The organism is Devosia sp. (assembly GCF_014860165.1).
Classification (GTDB): domain Bacteria; phylum Pseudomonadota; class Alphaproteobacteria; order Rhizobiales; family Devosiaceae; genus Devosia.
In genome coordinates this window covers 18005-41109 of record NZ_JACZKG010000017.1, presented here as the reverse complement: position 1 = coordinate 41109, position 23105 = coordinate 18005, and the positions used below count along the sequence as shown (strand labels likewise).

Here is a 23105-nt window from a genome sequence, read left to right as displayed (position 1 = left end):
CCCTATCCCCGGAACAGCGCCGGCAGCCAGAGCGACAGCGCCGGAATGTAGGTAACGAGCCCCAGCACGACGATCCCGGCCAGATAGAATGGCCAGATGCTCTTCATCGCATCCCAGACCGATATCTTGCCCACGGCCGCGGCAACGAACTGCACCGGCCCCAGCGGCGGCGTGTTGAGCCCGATGCCCAGGTTGAGGATCATGATCACCCCGAAATGCACGGGGTCGATGCCAAAGGACTTGGCGATCGGCAGGAAGATGGGCGTGGTGATGATGATGAGCGGCCCCATATCCATGAAGGTACCGAGCACCAGCAGCAGAACGTTGATCAGCAGCAGCACCACCAGCGGATCGCTCGAGATCGCCGCGATTCCGTCGGTGAGAATGATCGCCACCTTGAGATAGGCCATCAGCCAGCCAAACGACGCCGCCGCGCCGATGATGAACAGCACCATCGACGTCGTCCGCACCGCCCCCAGCACCGAATGCACGAACTCACTCCAGCTCAGCGAGCGATAGACCAGCAGCGTCACGAAGAACGCGTAGAATACCGCGATGCACGAACTTTCCGTGGCGGTAAAAATGCCCGAACGAACCCCGCCGAAGATGATGGCGATCAGCATCAGTCCGGGAATGGCAACGACGAGGAAATAACCGGCCTTCCTGAAGCCGGGAAAGGGCTCGGTCGGGTAGCCGCGCTTGACCGCCACGATATAGGCGGTGACGCTCAGCGCCAGCGCCAGCAGCAGGCCCGGAATGATGCCTGCAGTGAACAGGTCGGCAATGGAGATATTGCCGCCGCCAGAGAGCGAATAGATGATCATGTTGTGGCTGGGCGGCAGCAGCAGGGCGATCAGCGCCGCCATCGAGGTGACGTTGACCGCGTAGTCCGTACCATAGCCCCGCGCCTTCATCTGCGGGATCATGATCCCGCCGACGGCGGCCGCCTCAGCCACGGCCGAGCCGGAAATACCACCGAACAGCGTCGACGCCGCAATATTGACCTGCCCCAGGCCGCCACGCACATGTCCGATCAGCGAGCCGGCGAAAGCAATGATGCGCTCGGCTATGCCGCCACGCATCATCAGGTCTCCGGCAAAGATGAAGAATGGAATGGCCAGCAGGCTGAACGCCGAGACGCCGGAATTGAGCTGTTGGAACACCACGATGGCCGGGCGGCCGAGATAGATGATGGTGGCGAAGCTGGCAATGCCCAGGCAATAGGCGATCGGCGTACCGATCACCATCAGTACCGTGAAGACGCCGAAGAGAATCCAGTATTCCATATGCGTCAGGCCTCGGTGATAGCAGGGTCGGCCGCGACGTCATCGACCGGCTCGCCGGCGAGACGCAGCAGGAAGCGCTCAGCCGCAAACAGGCACATCAGAAAGCCCGAAACCACGATTGGGAAATAGGTGAAGGAGGTTGGCAGTCCGAGCACCGGAATGCGGGTCGACCAGTAGCGTATCGCCAGTTCCCCGCCATACCACAGCATGCCGAAGGCAAAGGCGAAGATGGCGACGTCGCTGATGCCGCGCAGCCAGGGCTTGGCGCCGCCGGGCAACACATAAAGCAGCACGTCAAAACCCATATGGAAGTTTTCGCGCACGCCGACAGCGGCGCCCAGAAACACGAACCAGGTGACCAGCATGATCGCGCCAGCTTCCGTCCACGACGGCGACGCGTTGATCACGAAGCGCATGAACACCTGATAGGCGACGATGACAGTCATGGCGATCAGGCCAATGCCGGCCAGCCACAGGATGGCGCTTGAAAGTCGCCCCAAGCCGCGACTGATTGGCAATAGCCAGGATTTCATTGTTTAGACCTCATGGTGAGCTCTGCTCCACCTTCCCCAGCTTCTTCGTCGATCACCCTCCCCCTTGTGGGGAGGGTAGCGAAGCTTGGCCCTGAAAGGGGCTAGCGCAGCTAGGGTGGGGGTATGCTGGCCCCAGTATCGGGGCTCCCGTCACCCCCTCCCAACCTCCCCCATCAAAGGGGGAGGTGCCGTTCGGTGTGGGTGGCCAGAATTGAGCCACGCCTAGGATCGGTCAGGCTAGCCTTCAGTCGCCTGAATGCGCGCCACCAGGTCCTGCAGCTTGGGATCGGTGACGTACTTTTCGTAAACCGGCTTCATGGCTTCGATGAAGGGGGCCTTGTCGACCGTATTGATCTGGGCGCCCAGGGCTTCCACCTTGGCCTTGGATTCAACTTCCTTGGCGGCCCACAGCTCACGCTGCTTGGCCACCGACTCCTTGGCCGCTTCGCGGAACAGGGCCTGATCTTCAGGGGTCAGCCCGTCCCAGACGATCTTGGAGATGACAAGCACTTCCGGCACCATCAGGTGCTCGTCGAGCGAGTAATACTTGGCGACTTCGGCATGGCCGGCCGTGTCGTAGCTCGGATAGTTGTTCTCGGCACCGTCGATGACGCCGGTCTGGATACCCGAATAGACTTCGCCATAAGGCATCGGCGTGGCATTGCCGCCCAAGGCCGCGACCATGTCGACGAAAATGTCCGACTGCATGACGCGCATCTTCATGCCTGCCATATCCTCGATCGAGGCGATCGGCTTTTCGCTGTTGTAAAACGAGCGGGCGCCGCCGTCGTAATAGGCGAGGGCCACCACATCGACGGCGTCGAAGGCAGCCAGGATTTCCTCGCCGATCGGACCGTCCAGCACGGCGTGGAAGTGATCTGCCGAGCGGAAGATATATGGCAGCTGCGTTACCGTCGCTTCCGGCACCTGGGTGCCGAAGGCGCCGATGGAGATGCGATTGAGATCGATCACGCCGAACTGGGTCTGTTCGATCGTGTCAGCTTCCTGACCCAGCTGGGCCGAGTGGAACACTTCGACCGAGTAGCGCCCGCCGGTTTTTTCGCTCAGCAGTTCACCGAAATACTTGACCGCCTCGACGGTCGGATAGCCGTCCGGATGGGTATCGGATGAGCGCAGCACCGTCTGGGCGCTGGCGGTCGAAACCATCAGGGATGCAACAACGAGCGCCGTCGCTGCCAGTTTAGGCAGATGAAACATGGATGTCCTCCCAAAGTGGCACCGGTCCGGCCCGTCCTCCGCGCCGTTTGCCGATGCCGTTGCACGCGACGGGTTTCACCCCTCGCTCAAGTCCGCACGCGCCCTCTGGACTCCGAGCAGGCTTGGTGTTGAAACTGGTATGGAAGAGGGACTGGTAAGTCAACATACAAAACTCAGGATGTTGTATGATGACTATTCGTCCAGCCCACCGGCCGTCAATCAGGGCTTGACCCGAGGGCTCTGCACCTAGCCGACCACGACCGCCACAGGCATCGGAGTACCCCCTCCTAACCACACGCATGAGCGGCCTGCCGGCTTCGATCCGGCCGCAGGCAAGATCGCTCCAGTGGAGCGATTTTGGGTGACATGGCCGCTCGGGGTTCGCCCGAGTGGCGTGAACAGTGGTGGGGTGAGCCGGCCGCTTCGGCATGCCCAAAACAAAAGGGCCCCGGCGCGGCGCCGGAGCCCTTTATGGCCTTGAGCAGAAAAGCCCTCAGATATGGATCGCGCCATCCCCCAGCGACAATGCCGCTTCGCGCACCGCTTCCGACAGCGTCGGGTGGGCATGGGTCGAGCGCGCCAGATCCTCTGCCGAGCCCGAGAACTCCATCAGCACCACCAGCTCGTGGATCATCTCGCCGGCATTCTTGCCCACGATATGGGCGCCCAGGACCCGGTCCGTCTCGACATCGGCCAGAATCTTGACGAAACCCTGCGTCGCCAGCATCGCCTTGGCGCGCCCATTGGCGGTGAAGGGGAATTTGCCGATCTTGTAGTCGATGCCTTCGGCCTTGAGCTCATCCTCGGTCTTGCCGACCGAAGCGATTTCCGGATTGGTGTAAACCACCGCCGGGATAGCCGCATAGTTCACGTGCCCGGCCTGGCCGTTGAGGATCTCGGCCACCGCAATGCCCTCGTCCTCGGCCTTGTGCGCCAGCATCGGGCCGGCAATCACGTCGCCAATGGCATAGATGCCGTCGACCGACGTCTTGTAATGCGCGTCGACGCGCACCCGGCCGCGCTCGTCCAGCGCCACGCCGACAATGTCCAGCCCCAGCCCCTCGGTGAACGGCTTGCGGCCGATGGCGACCAGCGCCACATCGGCATCGAGAATTTCCATGTCGCCGCCCTTGGCCGGCTCGACCCGTACCTTGAGCGAGCCGTCGTCCTGCTTGTCGATGCCGGCGACCTTGCTCGACAGCTTGAATTCCATGCCCTGCTTCTGCAGCATGCGCTGGAACTGGCGGGCCACTTCGCTGTCCATGCCGGGCAGGATGCGGTCGAGATATTCGACCACGGTCACCTGCGCGCCCAGCCGCGCCCACACCGAACCGAGCTCCAGCCCGATCACGCCGGCGCCGATGACCAGGAGCTTGCCCGGCACCTTGTCCAGACCAAGCGCGCCCGTCGAGGTCACGATGCGCTTCTCGTCGATCTCGATGCCCGGCAGACCGGCAGATACCGAGCCGGTGGCGATGACGATATTCTTGGTCTCGACTTCGGTGGCATCGCCCGATTGCGGCGTCACCAGCACCTTGCCGGGCGACACGATGGTACCGATGCCGCGCAGGGTGGTGATCTTGTTCTTCTTGAACAGATAGTCGACGCCCCCGACATTGGCCGCGACCGTTTCGGTCTTGTGGTTCATCATCATGGGCAGGTTCAGCACCGGCGCGGGAATATCGATGCCCAGCGCCTTGAAGCCATGCCCGGCCTCCTCGAACAGCTCAGAGGCATGCAGCAAGGCCTTGGAGGGAATGCAGCCGATATTCAGGCATGTGCCGCCCAGCGTCGCCCACTTCTCCACGACCGCGACCTTCATCCCCAGCTGCGCCGCGCGGATCGCCGCGACATAGCCGCCCGGACCCGAGCCAATGATGATGAGATCGAAAACGTCTGCCATAGGGAGCCCCAAAACTGTCTAGTGCTGCTGGGCGAGTGCGACACGCACCGCCAGCAGGATGAATGTAATGCCGGTGACCCGATTAAACCATCGGCCAAAGCGGAAAAAGCCCTGTCGTACCGAGGCTGTCGTAAAGAAAACCGAGACCAAAGCGAACCAGGCAAAAAGCATGATGCTCATGCTCAGCACATAGATCACCTTGATGTCGCCACCGGTATGGGCCGAGACCAGGGTGGTGAAGAGCGCGAGGAAAAACAGCACCGCCTTGGGGTTGAGCAGGTTGGTGAGGAAACCCAGCGCGAATGCCGCGAAATCGCCGGGCCGGACCGAGGCGAGGCGCCCCTCTTCGGGCGGCTTGGGCGCCGGGCTGCGCAGCGCCGAAATGGCCAGCCAGACCAGATAGGCGGCGCCGACCCACTTGATGATGTTGAACACCAGCAGCGACTGCCCGACGATGACGCCGATGCCCAGCAGCGTATAGCTGCCATGGACCAGGATCGAGGTGGCAATGCCGGCCGAGGTGAACAGGGCCGCGCGGCGACCATGCGCGATGGACTGGCGCAGCACCATGGCGAAATCGGCGCCGGGGATGACGGCATTGATGCCGAAGGCGAGCATCAGCGCGGCAAATTCGAGCCAGGGAAAGTTCATGCGCATCACCACACGCGAGAGATCGGAACCTCTGTTTATCGAAGTCCGTGGTGGAGGGAAACGAAGATTCCCGTCAGTCGCAGCCGGTGAGCGTGAACACGTCGCCCTCATTGTTGTCCGCGACGAACTCATTCTCGCGATACATCGAATACCAGAGGCTCATCGCGAGCTGCGGCAGGATGAACTGGTCGGGCGCCGTCGCGCCGGGCGCATCGTCGAACCAGCCAACCTTGCCGCCATAATTGCCATAGGCGGCCGGATTGCCCTCGACGAAGGTGCAGCTCTCCGTGCTGGTTTCCGAGCAGGGGCCGCTGATCGACCAGAGCGGGGAGCCAAAGCCGTTGGGTCGGTGCACCGCACCCTCCAGCGTCACGGCGGAGTTGGGCAGCTCGATGATGAACGCCGCTGTCTGGTTTGGAGCCGAAAATTTTGGCACTGGCTTGAAGCTCAGGTGCCATGCTGCCTGGTCGTGCTCGTACCGGGCATTGCTGATGGTGCATTCGGCGGCTTGCGCGCTTCCGGCCAGCAGCAGCCCGGCCAAAACAGTCATTCGCAGCATGATTTGCCCCCGCCGGTCGTGCTGCGGCTACAATAGCTGGCCAAGAGGATCAGCCAACCCATGGGCAGGGGGTGTTATTGCGCGGCGATGGCCTGCGCCTTGGCCAGCGCATCGGGCAACTGCTTGTCGATGTCGAGCGCGCCGCCATCGACCTGCTCGAGAAAGGCCCGGCAGAACGCGTCCTTGTCCTCGGCCTGGTTATAGGCGCTCATGATCTGGCTGCCGCCATAGGTTTCGGCCGCTTCCTGCTGCCCTTCGGCGCCCCCGCCCAACCGAACGATCACCCGGTCGGCCAGGTCGAGGAAGCCGATATTGCGCAGATACCAGTTGTCATTGGCGCTCTGATAGGCCGGGTCGAGCCCGGTGGTTTCGTAGCAATGCGTGGTCATCGCCGAAACGATGGCCTGCGAGCCATGGAACGCCATCAACTCGCCGATCAGTTCGGCGTCGGCAGCATCCTGTGCGGCGGTGGGGGCAAGGGCAAGAAGCCAGATGACGGCCGGGAAAATCAGTGGTCGCAAAAGGCCTGCTACTCCGAAAATTCTATTGGCACCCCACCGCATCTGGACCAATGACGTTAACAGACTGTTAGCATTGACCGCCGCGCGGCGTAACGAGCAGGTGAACACCCGCCAATGCCCGCTCTTCACACCCCAATGCGGCAAATTCTAGGGTCGGATTCCCCGCCCGCCGGTGACGTCGATCACCGTGCCGGTCGTGTAGCTCGCCTCGTCCGACAGCAGCCACAGGATCGCCCGCGCCACCTCCTCCGCCGTTCCCACCCGTGGCATCGGCAGGCTGGCGGCCATGCGCGCCGCCCGGTCCGGATCGCCGCCCGCGGCGTGGAGTTCGGTATCGATGATCCCGGGGCGCACGCCATTGACGCGAATGCCCTCGGCGGCCACTTCCAGCGCCAGCCCGACCGTAAAACTGTCCACCGCGCCCTTGGCCGCCGCATAGTCGACATAGGTTCCCGGCGCCCCCAGCTTGGCCGCTGCCGAGGTGATATTGACGATGGCGCCACCCTTGCCGCCATACCGGCTCGACATACGCCGCACCGCGCGGCCACTGCAGAGAATGGTCCCCATCGTATTGACGGCGAACATGCGGGTCAGCCGGGCCGTGTCGAATTCATCGACCCGCGCGACGCGGTCAATGACGCCGGCATTGTTGACCAGGCCCGCCAGCCTCCCCAGCCGGTCCGCCGCGGCAAAGATGTGGTCGATATCGGCTTCCAGCGAAACATCGCCGCGCACCGCGGCAGCTTTGCCACCCCGTGCGTGGATGTCGGCACAGACTGCCTGCGCCGCATCGGCGCTGGCGGAGTAGTTGACCACCACGGCATAGCCGCGCGCCGCGGCAAGCCTTGCCGTCGCCGCGCCAATCCCCCGCGACCCACCGGTAACGATCACCACGCCCTTGTCCATCACCCTGCCCCCCAAAAGCAAAAAGGGCCGGAGCATAGCCCCGACCCTCTGCAAACTAGAGCGTTGGACCCTAGAGGTCCAGAACCAGGCGTTCCGGTGCTTCGAGGCTTTCCTTGACGCGGACGAGGAAGGTCACGGCTTCCTTGCCATCGACAATGCGGTGATCATAGCTCAGCGCCAGATACATCATCGGGCGGATGACGATCTGCCCGCCGACCACGACCGGCCGCTCCTGGATCTTGTGCATGCCAAGAATGCCAGACTGCGGCGCATTGAGGATCGGCGTCGACATCAGCGAACCATAGACACCACCATTGGAGATGGTGAAGGTGCCGCCCTGCATGTCGGCCATCGACAGCTGTCCGTCGCGCGCCTTCTTGCCCAGCGCGTTGATCGACTTCTCGATATCGGCAATGCTCATCTGGTCGGCGTCGCGCACCACCGGGACCACCAGGCCCCTGTCGGTGCCCACGGCCACGCCGATATGGGCATACTGCTTGTAGATCAGGTCGTCGCCATCGATCTCGGCATTGACCGACGGGATTTCCTTGAGCGCATGCACCACGGCCTTGGTGAAGAAGCCCATGAAGCCCAGCTTGACGCCATGCTTCTTCTCGAACAGCTCCTTGTACTGGGTCCGCAGGTCCATCACCGGCTGCATGTCCACCTCGTTGAAGGTGGTCAGCATCGCCGCGGTGTTCTGCGCATCCTTGAGGCGGCGGGCAATGGTCTGGCGCAGGCGGGTCATCTTGACCCGCTCTTCGCGGCTGGCATCGTCGGCCGAAACCGGGGCGCGCGGCGCGGCGGGCGTCTTGGGGGCTTCAGCCGGCTTGGCAGCGGGAGCCGAAGCCGGCGCGGCCTGGGCCACGGCCGGTGCCTCGGCCACGGCCACTGGCTTGGCGAGCGCGGCGAGCACGTCTTCCTTGAGCACCTGGCCACGCTTGCCCGAACCATCGATATCCGAGCCGTTGACGCCGCTCTCGTTGATCAGCTTCTGCGCCGAAGGAGCCGGCGGCATGCCCGTACCTGCCGGCTTGATCGGCTCGGGGCCGGCAGCATTGGCGGCGGGCACTTCGGTCTTGGCCGGAGCCGGAGCGGCAGCGGGCGCCGCGGTGGCGGCACCAGCACCCGAGCCACCGATGGCGCCCAGCAAGGCGCCCACATCGACAGTGGTGCCGGCTTCGGCAGCGATGGCCTCGAGCACGCCGGCGGCAGGCGCGGGTACTTCGATGGTCACCTTGTCGGTCTCGAGTTCAACGATGGGTTCATCGGCGGCGACAGTGTCGCCCACCTTCTTGAACCACTGGCCGATAGTGGCTTCGGTGACACTTTCGCCCAGCGTCGGGACGCGGATTTCAGTCGACATTGTCTTGTCCTTTAGTTGGCGAAGGCTTCGTCGAGGAAGGCTTGCAATTGGGCCAGGTGGGTCCGCATCAGACCCGTCGCCGTGGAGGCAGATGCCGGGCGGCCGATATAGCGTACGCGCTGCCCGGTCCGGCCCATCTGGTCGAATACCCATTCAACATAAGGCTGAATGAAGGCCCAGGCACCCATATTCTTGGGCTCTTCCTGGCACCAGATGATCTCGGCATTCTTGAAGCGGCTCAATTCGTCCAGCAGCGCCTTGGCCGGGAACGGATAGAGCTGCTCGATGCGCAGCAGGTACACATCGTCGATGCCCTTCTTCTCGCGATCTTCGAGCAGGTCGTAATAGACCTTGCCTGTGCACAGCACGACGCGACGGATCTTGTCGTCGGCGGCCAGCTTGATCGTGGTCTTTGGCGCGCCCGGAGCCTCGGCATCGTCCCACAACAGGCGATGGAAGCACGAATCCGGACCCATTTCCACGAGGCCCGAGACGGCACGCTTGTGCCGCAGCAGGCTCTTGGGCGTCATCAGGATCAAAGGCTTGCGGAAGTCGCGGGTCACCTGGCGGCGCAGGGCGTGGAAGTAGTTGGCCGGCGTGGTGCAGTTGGCAACCTGCATATTGTCTTCGGCGCAGAGCTGCAGGAAGCGCTCGGGACGTGCGGAGGAATGCTCCGGCCCCTGCCCCTCATAGCCATGCGGCAACAGCATCACCAGGCCACTCATGCGGAACCACTTCCGTTCGCCCGAGCTGATGAACTGGTCGATCACCACCTGCGCGCCATTCACGAAGTCACCGAACTGGGCTTCCCAGATGGTCAGCGCCTTCGGCTCGGCCAGCGAATAGCCATATTCGAAACCGAGCACCGCCTCTTCCGAGAGCATCGAGTTGATGACCTCGTAGCGGCTCTGTTCCGGATCGAGATTGTTGAGCGGGGTATAGGTCTTGTTGTCGACCTGCTGGTCGTTCAGCACCGAGTGGCGCTGGCTGAACGTGCCACGCTCGACATCCTGGCCCGAAAGGCGCACCGGATGACCGTCGGTCACCAGCGTACCGAAGGCCAAAGCCTCGGCGGTTGCCCAATCGATACCCTCGCCCGATTCAATCGCGGCCAGGCGGTTGTCCATGAAGCGCTTGACCGTCTTGTGGACGTTGAAATCTTCAGGGATGCGCGTCAGCGCTGTGCCGATCTTGGCCAGCCGTTCGATTTCGACGCCGGTTTCGCCGCGACGCGGACCTTCCTGCTCGGCCGGCTTGAAGTCCTTCCAGGCGCCATCGAGCCAGTCGGCCTTGTTGGGGCGATAGTCCTGCCCCGCCTCGAACTCGCTTTCGAGCCTGGCGCGCCAGTCGGCCTTCATCTTGTCGATTTCGGCGACCGTCAGATGACCCTGGGCGACCAGCTTGTCCGCATAGATCTCCAGCGTCGACTTGTGCGACCGGATCTTGGAATACATCAGCGGCTGGGTGAAGCTGGGCTCGTCGCCTTCATTGTGGCCGAAGCGGCGATAGCAGAACATGTCGATGACGACAGGCTTGCCGAACTTCTGGCGATATTCGACCGCGACCTTGGCCGCGAACACCACGGCCTCCGGATCGTCCCCGTTCACGTGGAAGACCGGTGCCTCGATCATCTTGGCGACGTCGGTCGGATAGGGAGACGAGCGCGAATACATCGGGCTCGTGGTGAAACCGATCTGGTTGTTGATCACGAAGTGGATCGAGCCACCCGTGCGGTGACCCTTGAGGCCGGAAAGGCCTAGGCATTCGGCGATCACGCCCTGCCCGGCAAAGGCGGCATCGCCATGGATCAGCAGCGGCAGCACCATCGAGCGGTCGGGCTTGCCGTCGGTGGCAATGTTGACCAGCTTGCCATCGGGCGCAATGTGCTGGTCCTGCTTGGCGCGCGACTTGCCCAGCACCACCGGATCGACGATTTCGAGGTGGGAGGGGTTGGCCGTGAGCGACAGGTGCACCTTGTTGCCGTCGAACTCGCGGTCGCTGGACGCACCCAGGTGATACTTCACATCGCCCGAACCCTCGACGTCATCAGGGTAGAAAGCACCGCCCTTGAATTCGTGGAACAGCGCGCGGTGCGGCTTGGCCATCACCTGCGTCAGCACGTTGAGGCGCCCGCGATGGGCCATGCCCAGCACGATGTCCTTGATGCCCAGGGCGCCACCGCGCTTGATGATCTGCTCGAGCGCCGGAATGGTGGATTCGCCGCCATCCAGGCCAAAGCGCTTGGTGCCGGTATATTTGACGTCGATGAACTTCTCGAAGCCTTCCGCCTCGATCAGCTTGGACAGGATCGCCTTCTTGCCTTCTTTGGTGAAGGTGATTTCCTTGTCCGGACCTTCGATGCGCTCCTGGATCCACTGCTTGGCTTCGGGATCGGAGATATGCATGAACTCGATGCCCAGCGTACCGCAATAGGTACGTCGGAGGATCGTCAGCATCTCGGGAATGGTCGCGTATTCCAGGCCCAGATAGTTGTCGATGAAGATCTTGCGGCCATAATCGGCTTCGGTGAAGCCATAGCTCTTGGGGTCGAGCTCTGGCGCCGGCTCATCGGCCTTCATCTTCAGCGGGTCGAGATCGGCATGCAGGTGCCCGCGCATGCGATAGGCACGGATCATCATGATGGCGCGGATCGAGTCGCGCGTGGCCTGCAGCACGTCGGCAACGGAGGACCTGGCGACGCCCATCGCCTCGGCCTTCTTGGCCACGGCCTTTTCGGTCTTGACGGCGATGTCGCCCCAATTGCCGTCCAGGGCACTGACCAGTTCGCCATTGGCGCTCTGCGGCCAGTCCTTGCGGCCCCAGCTCGGGCCCTCGGCATTCTGCTGGGCGACGCCTTCGGCGTCGTCGAGCTTGGAGAAGAAGCTCTTCCAGGTGTCGTCGACACTCTGTGGATCGGTCTTGTAGCGGGAATAGAGTTGTTCGATGTAGTCGGCGTTCCCACCATAGAGGAACGAAGTCAGCAAGAACGTGTCGTTCTTTTCCTGTCGTGTCATCGCTTTTTCATGCGAGGCCCACGCCCCGCCATCCTTCTCAACGAACCGGCCATACCGGTCCATGCGGTCCCTGATTTCGTGTCGGATACTGACCGCTTATCCTTAGTATCCTGTTAAGTGGTGCGACCCCTGAGCAGGGTCGCGGCTCAATTATCATACTAACCGCTACCGGCCAGAACGGGGTAACACCGTTCTGTGTCCGAAGCGCGACCGACATTGGTCGTACTCTGGCAATCACGGGCGCCGTTGCCCGCGCACTTTGCCGTTACATCGTCATTGCCGGGCTTGTCCCGGCAATCCAGGTGCACCGCACCATGGATCACCCGGACAAGCTGGGTGATGACGGTGGGTGTCAGACGGAGTTGACCCTCAACCCTTCAGCACTTCCGCCAGCGTCCGACCAATCCGGGCCGGCGACTTCGACACGCGGATGCCCGCTGCCTCCATCGCCGCGATCTTGTCTTCGGCGCCGCCCTTACCGCCCGAAATTACGGCACCAGCATGGCCCATCGTGCGGCCCTTGGGCGCCGTCAGACCCGCGATGAAGCCGGCCATCGGCTTCTTGCGGCCGCGCTTGGCTTCGTCGATCAGGAACTGCGCTGCATCTTCCTCGGCCGAACCGCCGATTTCGCCGATCATGATGATCGACTTGGTGGCTTCGTCGGCGAGGAACATTTCGAGCATGTCGATGAATTCGGTGCCCTTGACCGGGTCGCCGCCGATACCGACAGCGGTGGTCTGGCCGAGGCCTTCATTGGTGGTCTGGAACACAGCTTCATAGGTAAGCGTGCCCGAGCGCGAAACAATGCCCACCGAGCCCTTGGAGAAGATCGAGCCCGGCATGATGCCGATCTTGCACTCTTCAGGCGTCAGCACGCCGGGGCAGTTGGGACCAATAAGCCGCGACTTGGATTTTTCCAGCTTCGCCTTGACCCGCACCATGTCGAGGACCGGCACGCCTTCAGTGATGCAGACGATAAGCGGGATTTCGGCATCGATCGCTTCCTCGATGGCTGCAGCGGCGCCCGGAGGCGGCACATAGATCACCGAGGCATTGGCGCCGGTGCGCTCCTTGCCTTCGGCCACCGAGGCGAAGATCGGCAATTCGGTGCCGTCGACGCCCGACGACCAGGTCTCGCCACCCTTCTTGGGATGGGTGCCGCCCACCATCTTGGTGCCGTAATAGGCCAGCGCCTGCTCGGTATGGAACGTCCCGGTCTTGCCGGTCAGGCCCTGTACGAGAACCCTTGTGTCTTTGTTGACGAGGATGGACATGGCTCTTCCTATTGAAGTCGATTGAGTTGGGTAACGGTCAATGCGCTCTGCGCATCGCCGGTGTTGAGGGTGGTGGATGGCTCCACCATGAGCACGATGGGCTCTGATGTCAGGGCGCGTGGACGATGCTCGACGCCGCGCGGCACGACGAGGAAATCGCCTTCGCCCAGTTCGACCACACCGTCGCGAAAATCGATGGCGATGCGCCCCTTGAGCACGAGGAAACCCTCGTCCTCCTGGACATGCGCATGCCAGTCGAAGACCTCGCCGAACTTGGTGATCTTGACCTGGCTGTCATTGATGTCGCCGGCAATATGAGGCTGCCAGACGCCATTGATCTGGCTCTCGGCAGCGCTGACGAGATTGATCTTGCGCGGAACCGCCATGTTACTCGTCCACCCCGGCCTTGGGCGTGATGATGGACAGCTGGATCACGAACGAGCCGCCGGCCAGGTGGGTCAGCAGCATCCGGTTCTTGTCGGTTTTGCCGGTGAGGCTGGCAAAGGTGCCATCGCTGTTCTGGATCGCCTGGCCCTCGTAGCGGTCGAGATTCTGGATCGACTGCACGGCAACGCCCGCATCGCCGGTGACCTCGGTCACATCCACCCGGCAGTAGCCGAAAGTGTTGTTCGGATAGTCCTCGACCAGCGCGAACATCGTCGCGTAGCCGATGCCCGGCAATTCCTTGCTGCCCGAATAGGACTTCACATAGGGGCTTTCGGCGGTTTCTTCGTAGGCGTCCCAGCCCTTCTCGATGGCCGCTTCCACCGCCAGCACGTCGCCCTTTGCAAAGGTCTCGCACATTTCCAGCGCCTGCACGCTCTGCGGCACGGCACCCGCCTTGGTCTTGCCCTGCGCCACGACCGGCGTCGCGCAGAGGCAGAATGCAGCAATAAGGGCGAGACCGGCGCGCATGGCGCTAGCCCTGGACCGCCTTGACGATCTTCTGGGCGGCGTCGTCGAGGTCGTCGGCCGAGATCACGTTGAGGCCGGACTGGTCGAGGATGGCCTTGCCTTCCTTGACATTGGTGCCTTCGAGGCGAACCACCAGCGGCACCGTGAGGCCCACTTCCTTGACCGCGGCGATCACGCCTTCGGCGATGACGTCGCAGCGCATGATGCCGCCGAAGATATTGACCAGGATGCCCTTCACCGCCGGATCGGCCGTGATGATCTTGAACGCCGCCGTTACCTTCTCCTTGGAGGCGCCACCGCCCACATCGAGGAAGTTCGCCGGCTCGGCGCCATAGAGCTTGATAATGTCCATGGTGGACATGGCCAGGCCCGCACCATTGACCATGCAGCCGATATTGCCGTCGAGCGCCACATAGGCGAGGTCGAACTTGCTGGCCTCGATTTCCTTGGCGTCTTCTTCGCTGAGGTCACGCAGCGCCTTGAGCTCTTCGTGGCGGAAGGCGGCATTGTTGTCGAAGCTGACCTTGGCATCGAGCACACGCAGGTGGCCGTCGGTCATCACGATCAGCGGGTTCACTTCCAACAGGCTCATGTCGGTTTCGGTGAACGCCTTGTAGAGGATCGGGAACAGCTTGGCCGCATCGGCCTTGGCATCGCCCTCGAGCTTGAGCGCGGTGACGATCTCGTCGACATTGGCAGCCGTGACGCCGGCCATCGGGTCGATATCGACGGCGATGATCTTCTCGGGCGTATGCTCGGCCACGGCCTCGATATCCATGCCGCCTTCAGTGGAGACCACGAAGGAGACGCGGCCGGTCGAGCGGTCGACCAGCAGCGAGCAATAGAGTTCGCGGGCAATGTCAGCGCCGTCCTCGATATAGAGGCGGTTGACCTGCTTGCCGGCATCGCCGGTCTGCTTGGTCACCAGCGTATTGCCCAGCATTTCCCGGGCGTTCTTGACCACGTCCTCGATCGACTTGGCCAGGCGAACGCCACCCTTGGCGTCGGGGCCCAGTTCCTTGAACTTGCCCTTGCCGCGCCCGCCGGCATGGATCTGGCTCTTGACCACATAGAGCGGACCCGGCAGCGACTTGGCAGCCGCCTCGGCTTCATCCGCCGAGAAAATCGCCACACCGGCAGCGACCGGCGCGCCGTAGGATTTCAGCAGCTCTTTGGCCTGATGTTCATGGATATTCATTGTCTTGACCCTTCGTGAGGCACCTGATGGTGCTCTGGGAGCCATCCGCCGCGGCGGATGGCGTGGATTTCGAGAACCGGAGCGGAGCGTATCTTTGGATACGTGAGCACCGGAAGCGCAGAGAGCCGCGCTAGACGCCCGGCGGGGGCTTTCAGAGCACCATCAGGCGAGCTTCGGCGCGATCTTCTTGCAGGCCTCGATCAGCCCTTCGACGGCGCCGACGGACTTGTCGAACGCCTTCTGCTCAGCCGAGTTCAGCGAAATCTCGATGACCTTCTCGGCGCCACCGGCACCGATGACGACGGGCACGCCGACATAGGTGCCCTTGACGCCATATTCGCCGTTGAGGAACGCAGCCGACGGCAACACGCGCTTCTTGTCCTTGAGATAGCTCTCGGCCATCGCAATGGCGGAAGCTGCGGGCGCATAGAAGGCCGAACCGGTCTTGAGCAGGCCGACGATCTCGGCGCCGCCATCACGGGTGCGCTGCACGATGGCGTCGAGCTTTTCCTTGCTCATCCAGCCCATCTTGACCACGTCGGTCAGCGGAATGCCGGCCACTGTGGAATAGCGGGTCAGCGGCACCATGGTGTCGCCATGGCCGCCCAGCACGAAGGCCGTCACGTCCTCGGTCGAAACGCCCAGTTCTTCGGCGATGAAGTGGATGAAGCGCGAGCTGTCGAGCACGCCGGCCATGCCGATCACCTTGTTGGTGGGCAGGCCCGAAAACTTCTGCAGCGCCCAGACCATCGCATCGAGCGGGTTGGTGATGCAGATGACGAAGGCGTCCTTGGCATATTTGGAAATGCCCGCGCCCACCTGTTCCATCACCTTGAGGTTGATTTCCAGCAGGTCATCGCGGCTCATGCCCGGCTTGCGCGGCACGCCGGCCGTGACGATCACCACATCGGCGCCGGCAATATCCTTGTATTCGGAGGTACCCTTGAGCGACGCGGCCAGGCCCTGGGCCGGCGCCGACTGCGCAATATCGAGCGCCTTGCCGGGACCGACGCCCTCGACGACGTCGAACATGACGATATCGCCGAGTTCCTTTTGCGCTGCCAGCAGGGCGAGCGTGCCGCCGATCTGACCCGAGCCAATAAGAGCGATCTTCTTGCGCGCCATAAGTCCTCATCCCAGACTGCGTTGAATTGGCGCACCTCTTAACCCTGTCGGTCCGGAGGGGCAAGTGAACCCTTCGTCTTAAAGCCGTTTTGGCCCTTGCTGATGGGCGAAGGGGTGATGCCGGATGGGCAAGTGCCCATCTTGGGCAAACGTTGGAACGCAACACCAGCCCCACCCACCGGCCGTCACCCTCGGGCCTGACCCGAGGGCACTGTACTGGCCAGACGCACAGCTGGTGTAGAGCCCTCGGGTCAAGCCGGAGGGTGACGCGCGGTGGATGCGGTTTGATCCGGGCCGGCACCTTCGCTCGGCTCGTCCCGCAAGCCCTTGCCCAGATACTCCTCCGACTGCATCTCATCGAGCCGCGAGATCGTGCGCTGGAATTCGAACGCCGTCTTGTCATCCCTGCCCAGCTGCTCCAGCGGCACGGCAAAGCTGGCGCCCAGTTTCACACCCCGGTCATAGAGGTTGTCGATCAAAAGGATAAACCGCTTGGCAGCATCGGACTTCGTCCGGTCCATCTGCGGCACGCCATCGATGAGGATGGAATCGAACTGGTGGGAGATGCGCACGAAGTCGCGCGAGCCCAGCGGCTTCTCGCAGAGGTCGGCAAAGCCGAACCGCGCCGCGCCCATGGCCGCCAGCGGCACGTGGATTTGCCTGCCGATGCTCTCGACCACATCGGGATGACCCGGCTCGCCCCCCGTGATGCGCAGCCATAACTGGTCCATCGCGGCGCGCGCCTCCGGACCCGTGCCAAAGGCATAGACATGCTGCCCGGCAAATTTCATGCGCCGATAGTCCCGCGCCGCCGGCAGTTCCTCGACGACAGTGTGCTGCTTGAGCAGTTCGATGAATGGCAGGAACAGCTGGCGATTGAGCCCGTCCTTGTAGAGCTGGTCCGGCGCAACATTGGACGTCGCCACCAGCGTCACGCCCTGGGCGAACAGCTTGTCGAACAGCCGGTAGAGCAGCATGGCATTGGTGATGTCATGCACGTGGAATTCGTCAAGACAGAGCAGGCGCAGTCCGGATCTGACGATGGGCTTGACCACCGCCTCGACCGGATCGGCATCCTTGCCCGTCTTGCTCTTGCGAAACGCCGCCATGCCGGCATGCATCTCGTCCATGAATTCATGGAAATGCACCCGACGCTTCTGCTTGATCGGCACTGCGGCAAAGAACAGGTCCATCAGCATGGTCTTGCCGCGCCCCACTTCGCCATGCAGGTAAAGTCCGCGCACCGGCTCGGCCTTGTCGAAGAGCTTGCCGATCAGACCTTTCGGCCGCTCCGCCGCAACACCGGCCAGCACGCCATCGAGCAGCCCCGCCGCCTCCCGCTGCGCCGGATCGGCAACCAGCACGCCACGCTCCGCCAGTGCCAAATAGGCGGCGGTCACGGGGCCGGATGATGCTGCGGGGGCGGAGCGTGCGGGGCGCGAAGGCAAACAGAAGAACTCTCAGCAGACCTCATCCTGAGCTTGTCGAAGGACGAGGTCGTGGCACGATGCGGGCACGACCTCGTGGTTCGACAGGCTCACCATGAGGTCTACTGGACATTTAGGAAGCGCAGAAGCCGGCCATTTACAGGCCGGCTTCACCGAAAACTAGCGGGACATCGAGATGGCCTGGCCGCCACCCATGGTCCCGATATAGCGCCCGCCTGACGGAGCCAGGAACGCGGCGATGTTGCCGTTCTCATCATAGAGCTGCAACTGGCTGCCCACCTGCTGCCAGCCGGTAACCGAGGCGATCTGCGGCACGGTGCAACCCGGCGCGGAGGCGCGGTAATAGCTGGTGCCGGTCTTGGCGGTCATCGGCAGGTTGATCCGACAGGTCGCTGTACCCGCCGCGACATTCCAGGCCCCTTCAGGGCCGGTGCTCATGCCGCCAGCCACGGGCTGGGCCAGCGGATCGAGTGACACGATGGACGGCGTCGCGCCGGTCGTGGCCATGGCCGTCTGGTTGGCGGGGACGCCGCCCAGCACGGGCTGGCCGGAAAGGCCCGGCGCCGGAGTGCCGGTGGCGCCAATAGCCGGCAGGGTGCCCTGCTGCACCGTCGAATTGGGCACGGCCTGCAACTGCGCCGGGGCGCCGATGGTATTCAGGTTGGCCGTGTTGGACCCGGTGGACTGACATGCCGCCAGCACAACGGCGATTGCCGCCACGCCTACCGCGGACAACGATCCGCGTATCCAAACCGTCATGGGGTCTCGCTCCTGCCCGAAGGCTTAATAAAGGTTAACAGCTCGGCTGGCTTATAGCCAAAGGCCGCGTTGCGTTCAACCGCCCGGTCCGCTTGTGCACCAACCACTATCAATGTGGCGTTTTAGGGGTCGGACGCCGCCATTTCCTTTAACAGGTCGCGGGCCAGAACGGTTGCATCGGCTGCTTCATCTTCCGGAACCTGCACCGGCACGCCTTCGGACCCGAACAGACCATTCACTCCGGGCAGCCCGCCATCGCCCTGCTCCAGCGGACTGAATCCATAGGCCCGCAACGCCACCACCAGCGCCCGCGCCTGCGAGGGATTCTTGACATGGGCGATGATCTGATAGGCCATGAGGCGCTCCGCAACTGGAATGCGATGTTGAACGGCGCGGCTGCCCAGGGCAAGCCCCCAGGGCGAGCTTGGCCCCACACCCGCCTTGCCAAGCCGTCGTCAAAGTGTTGCATTCGCGGCAAGCCGTCTCACCGCATGGTGATTTGCCGGCCGGATTGTCCAGGCGTTTGCTCCACGGACCACAGCCTGCGCGGAGAACCGATGGGCGCCTATATCCTTCGCCGCCTGCTGCTGATGATCCCGACCATCTTCGGCATCATGGCCATCTCGTTCGTCATCACCCAATTCGCCCCTGGCGGCCCCGTCGAGCAGGCGCTGGCCAACATCTCCGGCCAGAATTCCTCCATGGCCTCGCGCATCACCGGCGACGCCGCCGGCGACTTCGCCGCCCAGCCCGGCCAGGGCAACAAGTCCGCCTATCGCGGATCACAGGGCCTGTCGCCCGAACTGGTGGCGCGCATCGAAAAGCAGTTCGGCTTCGACAAGCCACCGCTCGAGCGCTTCGGCATGATGCTGTGGAACTACCTGCGCTTCGACTTCGGCGAGAGCTATTACCGCGACATCTCCGTCATCGACCTTATCCTCGAGAAAATGCCCGTTTCCATCTCGCTGGGCCTGTGGATGACGCTGATCGCCTATGGTGTCTCCATCCCCCTCGGCATCAAGAAGGCCGTCACCGATGGCTCCCGCTTCGATGTCTGGACCTCGACCGTGGTCATCATGGGCTATGCCATTCCCGGCTTCCTGATCGCGATAGCCCTGGTTATCCTTTTTGCCGGTGGCAGCTTCTGGTCGATCTTTCCGCTGCGCGGCCTGACCTCACCGGGATTTGACAGTTTTCCCTGGTGGCGGCAGATCCTCGACTATTTCTGGCACCTGGTGCTGCCCATCATCGCCATGGGCCTGGGCGCCTTCGCCACCACCACGCTGCTGACCAAGAACTCGTTCATCGACGAAATCGGCAAGCAATATGTCACCACCGCCCGAGCCAAGGGGCTGACGGAAAACCAGGTGCTCTACCGCCACGTTTTCCGCAACGCCATGATGCTCATAATCGCCAGCTTCCCCGGCGCCTTCATCGGCGCCTTCTTCGGCGGTTCGCTGCTGATCGAGACCATCTTCTCGCTCGACGGGCTGGGCCTGCTCGGTTTCCAGTCGGTCTCCAATCGCGATTATCCCGTGGTCTTTGCCACGCTCTATGTCTTCAGCCTGCTCGGCCTGGTCATCGCCCTCATCTCCGATCTCGCCTATATGTGGGTCGATCCCCGCCTCGATTTCGAAAGCCGCGAAGTATGAGCGACGTGGCCAGCCAGGCGGCAAGCAGCGCCATGCCGCGCAGGCGCTTCCTGACGCCGCTCAACCAGCGCCGGCTGGACAATTTCCGCAACAATCGCCGGGGCTACTGGTCGCTGTGGATCTTCCTCGCCTGCTTCATGCTGACCCTGGGCTCCGAATTCATCGCCAATGACCGGCCGATCATCGCGTCCTACAAGGGCGAATTGCTGTTCCCGGCCATCGTCGACTATCCCGAAGCCAAGTTCGGCGGCTTCCTCGCCAACACCAATTACCGCGATCCCTTCATCGCTTCCGAGATCGAGGCCAATGGCTGGACCATCTGGCCACCCGTCCGCTTCAGCTACAATACCGTCGACGGCTATCAACCCGGCTCCGGCGCCACCCCGCCCAGCTGGCTGCTGAGCCGCGACGAAGCCTGTGCCCGCTACCCGCTGGGGGCGGACGACCCCGGCTGCAGCTGGGGCACCTATCATTGGCTGGGTACCGACGGCGAAGCCCATGACGTGCTGGCGCGCCTGCTCTACGGCGTCCGCATCTCGATCCTGTTCGGCTTCACGCTCACTATCCTCTCCTCGATCATCGGCCTCCTCGCCGGTGCCGTGCAGGGCTATTTCGGCGGCTGGATCGATCTCATCTTCCAGCGCGTCATCGAAATCTGGACCTCGGTGCCGGCGCTCTACCTGCTGCTGATCGTCTCCAGCGTCATCGCTCCCAGTTTCTGGGTGCTGCTGGGCATATTGCTCCTGTTTTCCTGGGTCTCGCTGGTGGGAATCGTGCGCGCCGAATTCCTGCGCGGGCGCAATTTCGAGTATATCGCCGCCGCGCGGGCGCTGGGTGTCTCCAACATGACCATCATGTTCCGGCACCTGCTGCCCAATGCCATGGTGGCAACGCTCACCTTCATGCCTTTCATCCTGTCCGGTTCGGTGGTGACGCTGACCTCGCTCGACCTGCTCGGGCTGGGCCTCGAAGTCGGCACCCCGTCGCTGGGCGACCTGCTGTTCCAGGGCAAGGAGAATCTTCAGGCGCCCTGGCTTGGCCTCACCGGCTTTTTCGCCATTGCCATCCTGATGACGCTCCTGGTCTTCATCGGCGAAGCCGTGCGCGACGCCTTCGATCCGCGCAAGGCGATGGCATGACCGCCCCCCTGCTCTCCATCCGCGATCTCACCGTGGCCTTCGGCGCCAACGCCGCCACCCGCGGCGTCTCCTTCGACATCGCCCCCGGTGAAACGGTGGCCCTTGTCGGCGAAAGCGGCTCGGGCAAGTCCGTCACGGCGCTGTCGGTGCTCAAGCTCCTGCCGCCGACCGCGAAACTGTCCGGCCAGATCCTGTTCAAGGGTCAGAACCTGGTGACCGCCCCGCCGGCCGAATTGCGCGCCGTGCGTGGCAATGACATCTCCATGATCTTCCAGGAGCCGATGAGTTCGCTCAATCCGGTCCATACCGTCGAGCGGCAGATCGGCGAGGTGCTGGCGATCCATCGCGGCCTACGTGCCACCGCCGCCCGCAAGCGCACGCTCGAGCTGCTCGATGCCGTGGGCATTCCCGATCCCGCCGGCCGTCTTGGCGCCTATCCGCATCAGTTGTCCGGCGGTCAGCGCCAGCGGGTGATGATCGCCATGGCGCTCGCCAACGAGCCCGACCTGCTGATCGCCGACGAACCCACCACCGCGCTCGACGTCACCGTGCAGGCGCAGATCCTGACCCTGCTCAAGGACCTGCAAAGCCGCCTCGGCATGGCCATGCTGTTCATCACCCACGATCTGGGCATCGTCAAACGCATTGCCGACCGAGTCTGCATCATGACATCAGGCGAAATCGTCGAGACCGGGCCGGTGGCATCGATCTTCGCCACCCCGCAACACGCCTATACCAGGCACCTGCTGGCTGCCGAGCCACGCGGCAATCCGCCCGCTTCCGATCCCGCGGCCCCCAGCATCGTCGATGTTGCCGATCTCAAGGTCTGGTTCCCGGTCAAGCGCGGACTCCTTCGCCGCACGGTGGGCCACATCAAGGCCGTCGACGGCGTCGACCTCTCCATCCGCCGCGGAGAAACCCTGGGCGTGGTCGGCGAAAGCGGTTCGGGCAAATCCACGCTTGGCTACGCCCTGCTGCGCCTGCTGCCGTCGGACGGCCGCATCGTCGTGCTCGGCAACCAGCTCCAGGGCCGTTCGTGGAAAGCCATGCGGCCGCTGCGCTCAGACATGCAGATCGTCTTTCAGGACCCCTTCGGCTCGCTGAGCCCGCGCCTGTCGGTTGACCAGATCATCGGCGAGGGGCTGGCCGTGCATTTCCCCCAGATCGGCGCCGCCGAGCGCGATGCCCGCGTTGTCAGGGCGCTCGAGGAAGTCGGCCTGGCGCCCGCGACACGCTTTCGCTACCCGCACGAATTCTCCGGCGGTCAGCGCCAGCGCATCGCCATTGCCCGCGCCATGGTGCTGGAGCCCAAATTCGTCGTGCTGGACGAGCCGACCTCGGCGCTCGATGTCTCCATCCAGGCGCAGGTGGTCGATCTGCTGCGCGACATCCAGCAGCGCCGCGGCCTCACCTACCTGTTCATTTCGCACGATCTCAAGGTGGTTCGCGCGCTGGCCAACCAGCTGATCGTGATGCGCGACGGCAAGATTGTCGAGCACGGGCCCGCTGCCGATATCTTCGCCGCGCCCCGGTCCGACTACACCAGGGCGCTGATCGCCGCGGCCTTCGACCTCACCGTCATCGGCCCGCAAAGTCTTGATCCGGCGCCCCCTGTCACACCGTGACAATTCCCCCTA

At 63.3% G+C, this 23105-nt stretch carries 21 protein-coding genes; 3 read left to right on the top strand and 18 right to left on the bottom strand.

The genetic code is table 11. The features are described 5' to 3' along the window. Positions 1 to 2: 2 nt before the first annotated feature. The 18 genes from IH615_RS04545 to IH615_RS04460 form a co-directional block, all read right to left on the bottom strand. Positions 3 to 1286, bottom strand: a complete 1284-nt coding sequence (locus tag IH615_RS04545; protein ID WP_291360178.1) for a TRAP transporter large permease — start codon at positions 1284 to 1286, stop codon at positions 3 to 5. 5 nt (positions 1287 to 1291) lie between these two features. Further along, a complete protein-coding gene (locus tag IH615_RS04540) occupies positions 1292 to 1786 on the bottom strand; it encodes a TRAP transporter small permease (protein ID WP_291360176.1) in 495 nt (164 codons plus the stop codon). 270 nt (positions 1787 to 2056) lie between these two features. Next, complete coding sequence (locus IH615_RS04535; protein WP_291360174.1) at positions 2057 to 3037, bottom strand: TRAP transporter substrate-binding protein; 981 nt, start codon at positions 3035 to 3037, stop codon at positions 2057 to 2059. A 493-nt stretch (positions 3038 to 3530) separates the two neighbouring features. Then, positions 3531 to 4940 carry a dihydrolipoyl dehydrogenase gene (gene lpdA, locus IH615_RS04530; RefSeq protein WP_291360172.1) on the bottom strand — a complete coding sequence of 470 codons (1410 nt, stop codon included), beginning with the start codon at positions 4938 to 4940 and terminating at the stop codon, positions 3531 to 3533. A gap of 18 nt (positions 4941 to 4958) precedes the next feature. Further along, positions 4959 to 5591, bottom strand: a complete 633-nt coding sequence (locus IH615_RS04525) for a LysE family translocator (RefSeq protein WP_291360171.1) — start codon at positions 5589 to 5591, stop codon at positions 4959 to 4961. A 73-nt stretch (positions 5592 to 5664) separates the two neighbouring features. Continuing rightward, positions 5665 to 6150, bottom strand: a complete 486-nt coding sequence (locus IH615_RS04520) for a hypothetical protein (protein WP_291360169.1) — start codon at positions 6148 to 6150, stop codon at positions 5665 to 5667. Between the two features lie 74 nt (positions 6151 to 6224). Beyond that, the gene (locus IH615_RS04515) at positions 6225 to 6671 is read right to left on the bottom strand and encodes a hypothetical protein (protein WP_291360168.1); all 447 of its coding nucleotides are present in this window, start codon (positions 6669 to 6671) and stop codon (positions 6225 to 6227) included. A gap of 147 nt (positions 6672 to 6818) precedes the next feature. Next, positions 6819 to 7577, bottom strand: coding sequence for an SDR family oxidoreductase (locus IH615_RS04510; RefSeq protein WP_291360167.1), 759 nt, complete (start codon positions 7575 to 7577; stop codon positions 6819 to 6821). Positions 7578 to 7647: 70 nt separating this feature from the next. Next, positions 7648 to 8943: a 2-oxoglutarate dehydrogenase complex dihydrolipoyllysine-residue succinyltransferase gene (odhB, locus tag IH615_RS04505; protein WP_291360166.1), complete on the bottom strand. Its 1296-nt coding sequence runs from the start codon at positions 8941 to 8943 to the stop codon at positions 7648 to 7650. Positions 8944 to 8954: 11 nt separating this feature from the next. Further along, complete coding sequence (locus IH615_RS04500) at positions 8955 to 11957, bottom strand: 2-oxoglutarate dehydrogenase E1 component (protein ID WP_291360164.1); 3003 nt, start codon at positions 11955 to 11957, stop codon at positions 8955 to 8957. A gap of 369 nt (positions 11958 to 12326) precedes the next feature. Continuing rightward, positions 12327 to 13232 (bottom strand): succinate--CoA ligase subunit alpha, encoded by a 906-nt coding sequence (sucD, locus tag IH615_RS04495; protein ID WP_291360162.1) that lies wholly within the window; start codon positions 13230 to 13232, stop codon positions 12327 to 12329. A gap of 8 nt (positions 13233 to 13240) precedes the next feature. Then, positions 13241 to 13618: a cupin domain-containing protein gene (locus tag IH615_RS04490; protein ID WP_291360160.1), complete on the bottom strand. Its 378-nt coding sequence runs from the start codon at positions 13616 to 13618 to the stop codon at positions 13241 to 13243. A gap of 1 nt (position 13619) precedes the next feature. Beyond that, positions 13620 to 14147: a hypothetical protein gene (locus IH615_RS04485; RefSeq protein WP_291360159.1), complete on the bottom strand. Its 528-nt coding sequence runs from the start codon at positions 14145 to 14147 to the stop codon at positions 13620 to 13622. A gap of 4 nt (positions 14148 to 14151) precedes the next feature. After that, the gene (gene sucC / locus IH615_RS04480; protein WP_291360158.1) at positions 14152 to 15345 is read right to left on the bottom strand and encodes an ADP-forming succinate--CoA ligase subunit beta; all 1194 of its coding nucleotides are present in this window, start codon (positions 15343 to 15345) and stop codon (positions 14152 to 14154) included. Between the two features lie 162 nt (positions 15346 to 15507). Beyond that, the gene (mdh, locus tag IH615_RS04475; RefSeq protein ID WP_291360157.1) at positions 15508 to 16470 is read right to left on the bottom strand and encodes a malate dehydrogenase; all 963 of its coding nucleotides are present in this window, start codon (positions 16468 to 16470) and stop codon (positions 15508 to 15510) included. Between the two features lie 251 nt (positions 16471 to 16721). Next, positions 16722 to 17870: a cell division protein ZapE gene (gene zapE / locus IH615_RS04470; RefSeq protein WP_291360156.1), complete on the bottom strand. Its 1149-nt coding sequence runs from the start codon at positions 17868 to 17870 to the stop codon at positions 16722 to 16724. Between the two features lie 207 nt (positions 17871 to 18077). Beyond that, positions 18078 to 18677: an AprI/Inh family metalloprotease inhibitor gene (locus tag IH615_RS04465; RefSeq protein WP_291360155.1), complete on the bottom strand. Its 600-nt coding sequence runs from the start codon at positions 18675 to 18677 to the stop codon at positions 18078 to 18080. A gap of 122 nt (positions 18678 to 18799) precedes the next feature. Further along, positions 18800 to 19033 (bottom strand): hypothetical protein, encoded by a 234-nt coding sequence (locus tag IH615_RS04460; protein WP_291360154.1) that lies wholly within the window; start codon positions 19031 to 19033, stop codon positions 18800 to 18802. Between the two features lie 201 nt (positions 19034 to 19234). On the opposite strand from IH615_RS04460, the gene IH615_RS04455 reads away from it, so the two are divergent. The 3 genes from IH615_RS04455 to IH615_RS04445 are packed head-to-tail and all read left to right on the top strand — an operon-like array spanning position 19235 to position 23093. Continuing rightward, entirely contained in the window at positions 19235 to 20329 is a 1095-nt protein-coding gene (locus IH615_RS04455) for a microcin C ABC transporter permease YejB (RefSeq protein ID WP_291360152.1), read from the top strand. Beyond that, positions 20326 to 21468 carry an ABC transporter permease gene (locus IH615_RS04450; protein ID WP_291360150.1) on the top strand — a complete coding sequence of 381 codons (1143 nt, stop codon included), beginning with the start codon at positions 20326 to 20328 and terminating at the stop codon, positions 21466 to 21468. The genes IH615_RS04455 and IH615_RS04450 overlap by 4 nt, the downstream gene beginning before the upstream one ends. Continuing rightward, on the top strand, positions 21465 to 23093 hold the full coding sequence (locus IH615_RS04445) for an ABC transporter ATP-binding protein (protein ID WP_291360149.1): 1629 nt from the start codon (positions 21465 to 21467) through the stop codon (positions 23091 to 23093). The genes IH615_RS04450 and IH615_RS04445 overlap by 4 nt, the downstream gene beginning before the upstream one ends. Positions 23094 to 23105 lie beyond the last annotated feature (12 nt).

Coding starts and splice junctions, on each gene's coding strand:
- IH615_RS04545 (WP_291360178.1), bottom strand. CDS start 1,286: ATGGAATACTGGATTCTCTTCGGCGTCTTCACGGTACTGATGGTGATC.
- IH615_RS04535 (WP_291360174.1), bottom strand. CDS start 3,037: ATGTTTCATCTGCCTAAACTGGCAGCGACGGCGCTCGTTGTTGCATCC.
- lpdA (WP_291360172.1), bottom strand. CDS start 4,940: ATGGCAGACGTTTTCGATCTCATCATCATTGGCTCGGGTCCGGGCGGC.
- IH615_RS04525 (WP_291360171.1), bottom strand. CDS start 5,591: ATGAACTTTCCCTGGCTCGAATTTGCCGCGCTGATGCTCGCCTTCGGC.
- IH615_RS04520 (WP_291360169.1), bottom strand. CDS start 6,150: ATGCTGCGAATGACTGTTTTGGCCGGGCTGCTGCTGGCCGGAAGCGCG.
- IH615_RS04510 (WP_291360167.1), bottom strand. CDS start 7,577: ATGGACAAGGGCGTGGTGATCGTTACCGGTGGGTCGCGGGGGATTGGC.
- odhB (WP_291360166.1), bottom strand. CDS start 8,943: ATGTCGACTGAAATCCGCGTCCCGACGCTGGGCGAAAGTGTCACCGAA.
- IH615_RS04500 (WP_291360164.1), bottom strand. CDS start 11,957: ATGACACGACAGGAAAAGAACGACACGTTCTTGCTGACTTCGTTCCTC.
- sucD (WP_291360162.1), bottom strand. CDS start 13,232: ATGTCCATCCTCGTCAACAAAGACACAAGGGTTCTCGTACAGGGCCTG.
- IH615_RS04490 (WP_291360160.1), bottom strand. CDS start 13,618: ATGGCGGTTCCGCGCAAGATCAATCTCGTCAGCGCTGCCGAGAGCCAG.
- IH615_RS04485 (WP_291360159.1), bottom strand. CDS start 14,147: ATGCGCGCCGGTCTCGCCCTTATTGCTGCATTCTGCCTCTGCGCGACG.
- sucC (WP_291360158.1), bottom strand. CDS start 15,345: ATGAATATCCATGAACATCAGGCCAAAGAGCTGCTGAAATCCTACGGC.
- mdh (WP_291360157.1), bottom strand. CDS start 16,470: ATGGCGCGCAAGAAGATCGCTCTTATTGGCTCGGGTCAGATCGGCGGC.
- IH615_RS04465 (WP_291360155.1), bottom strand. CDS start 18,677: ATGACGGTTTGGATACGCGGATCGTTGTCCGCGGTAGGCGTGGCGGCA.
- IH615_RS04460 (WP_291360154.1), bottom strand. CDS start 19,033: ATGGCCTATCAGATCATCGCCCATGTCAAGAATCCCTCGCAGGCGCGG.
- IH615_RS04455 (WP_291360152.1), top strand. CDS start 19,235: ATGGGCGCCTATATCCTTCGCCGCCTGCTGCTGATGATCCCGACCATC.
- IH615_RS04450 (WP_291360150.1), top strand. CDS start 20,326: ATGAGCGACGTGGCCAGCCAGGCGGCAAGCAGCGCCATGCCGCGCAGG.
- IH615_RS04445 (WP_291360149.1), top strand. CDS start 21,465: ATGACCGCCCCCCTGCTCTCCATCCGCGATCTCACCGTGGCCTTCGGC.